At 32.9% G+C, this 2,428-nt stretch carries 2 protein-coding genes and 1 CRISPR repeat array; both genes read left to right on the forward strand.

From position 1 onward, the window contains the following. Positions 1-241: 241 nt before the first annotated feature. A CRISPR array of direct repeats spans positions 242-1,270; the repeat unit is 30 nt; unit sequence GTTTCCATTCCTCATAGGTAGGATAAAAAG. A 289-nt stretch (positions 1,271-1,559) separates the two neighbouring features. After that, a complete protein-coding gene (crcB, locus tag AA81_RS13720) occupies positions 1,560-1,937 on the forward strand; it encodes a fluoride efflux transporter CrcB (RefSeq protein ID WP_103899347.1) in 378 nt (125 codons plus the stop codon). Positions 1,938-1,996: 59 nt separating this feature from the next. Further along, complete coding sequence (locus tag AA81_RS13725) at positions 1,997-2,347, forward strand: DUF190 domain-containing protein (protein ID WP_103899348.1); 351 nt, start codon at positions 1,997-1,999, stop codon at positions 2,345-2,347. The last annotated feature ends 81 nt before the right edge of the window (positions 2,348-2,428 follow it).

The following is a 2,428-nucleotide window of genomic DNA, read 5'->3' on the forward strand; positions in this document are numbered from 1 at the left end:
TACAAGTCAAGGAACAAGTAAAGTATATTATCCTTCTCTTTTTCTTCCTATTTAAAATTGTTTTCCAAAAAAATTCTTTCTCATAGATAGCTTAATAAAATCCTATATATTCAACCTACTTCAGAAAGAAAAATCGAACCTTCACCTTTTCTATCATTTCAAATTCCAATATTCGCCTTTCCACTTCCATTCCTACCTACAACTTTCCTTCCTATCTCCACCTCTTTCATTCCTCTCCACCCCTTCCATTCCTCATTGGTAGGATAAAAAGTATGACATATCAGAGCTCAGAGACTGGGATATATTGTTTCCATTCCTTATAGGTAGGATAAAAAGAGTCACGCAGGGATGATGCATATAGCTCTCGAAAGTGGGTTCCCATTCCTCATAGGTAGGATAAAAAGTTATGTAAATCTTCAAATGAAGATATAAGAAAATTTGGTTTCCATTCCTCATAGGTAGGATAAAAAGTAATATATCGGACGAAAAGCCCGTTACAATGATAAAGTTTCTATTTCTCATAGGTAGGATAAAAAGCATTTAGTGGCTATATGATTTATTCTCATAACGGGGGGTTTCCATTCCTCATAGGTAGGATAAAAAGTCTGTTTCGAGGCAGGAAGATGCACAACAAACTAAAACTGTTTCCATTCCTCATAGGTAGGATAAAAAGAGGATGGATTTGGGTCTCGAAAGTCTTGATGATTTGGCGTTTCCATTCCTCATAGGTAGGATAAAAAGATTTTAAAAAATTTCTTTTTTTTGGTATATATAATAGTTTCCATTCCTCATAGGTAGGATAAAAAGCTATTATCCAAGCATTGATCATGAAATTTTGAAAAGGTTTCCATTCCTCATAGGTAGGATAAAAAGGAGTACGATTCACAAGGCAATATAATCAAAGCAACGTTTCCATTCCTCATAGGTAGGATAAAAAGGAGAAGAATGGGCTTTAGATGGAGCTGTTCTGAACAGTTTCCATTCCTCATAGGTAGGATAAAAAGTCGATCTCATAAACAAATATGAGGCTGATATGGAGAGTTTCCATTCCTCATAGGTAGGATAAAAAGTTTGACTGCCATTTCTCTGCCTCCATTTTTTTAATTTGTTTCCATTCCTCATAGGTAGGATAAAAAGTGATAGGGTATTTATTGACTATTGTTATATCCCTCCGTTTCCATTCCTCATAGGTAGGATAAAAAGAGAATACCTAAATCCTTTTATAAGAGATCTAAACTTAGTTTCCATTCCTCATAGGTAGGATAAAAAGGCATAAGATATCTATAAATACTATATCATAAATAATTACGATTGTCAAACAAAATTTTGAAAAATTGTTAACATTCAATTCAAATATACATGATATGATGCTTGTGACTTTTACCACTTGTCTGTCGATCCCCTAGGATTTTTACCTTATTGGAGATCGACAGACTTTTTTATTATTTTCTTTATCTTCTATTTTAAGGTCGCTGTAAATATTATAACTTTTTTTGTTTTTGAATAATTATAATATATAATAATGTTAAAAGATCTTTGGAAAAAGAAAGGAGCCAAATATGGTAGAAATTTTCTTTGTAGGGTTAGGAGGATTTTTTGGAGCGATTAGTCGATTTTTGCTTTCGAGGTGGGTAAGCTTGAAACTTGAGGGTGTTTTACCTTATGGTACTTTAATAGTTAATGTTCTTGGGTCTTTTCTTCTTGGATTTATAATGACCTTTTTCCTAGAGAAAGGTTTAACTCATCCTTACCTTAGATTGGCAATCACCACGGGATTTATCGGTGCTTTGACTACTTTTTCAACCTTTAGTTATGAGACAGTTGTTCTTATTGAAGAACGTGATTGGTTCTTTGCTGGAATGAATATCCTTTCGAATTTGCTCTTAGGTCTTGTTTCTGTTATGGGAGGCATTATTCTAGCAAAGGCTATTAGCTAATTCCGTTTCCTTAATAAATTTATTTAAATTGCTAGGTAGTCCATAGAAAGGAGAAAATTATGCAATATTCAGGAGAAGGCAAGATTTTAAAAATATATATTGGTGAAACAGATAAATGGAATCATGAGCCACTTTACCACGTTTTAGTTAAGAAGTTTAAAAAGGCTGGGATGGCTGGTACTACTGTCATTAGAGGCATAGAAGGTTTCGGCTTAAATAGTAGAATAGAAAGTGCACATATTTTACAATTATCCTCAGATCTTCCTTTGATAATAGAAGTGGTAGATGAGGCTAAAAAGATTGAAAAAATATTACCTGAGGTCCAGGAATTAGTTAAAGATGGATTAATTACTGTAGAAGATGTAAAGGTAATTAGTTATTCTAGCAGTAAAAAAGTAGATAAAGAATAGTTTCTGATAATAAAATCCATGTTATTAAAATTATTATAGCTAAGTCGTATTTGCGAAACAAAAACCCGGTGAGCATTTCCA

It is taken from the genome of Petrotoga halophila DSM 16923 (genome assembly GCF_002924615.1).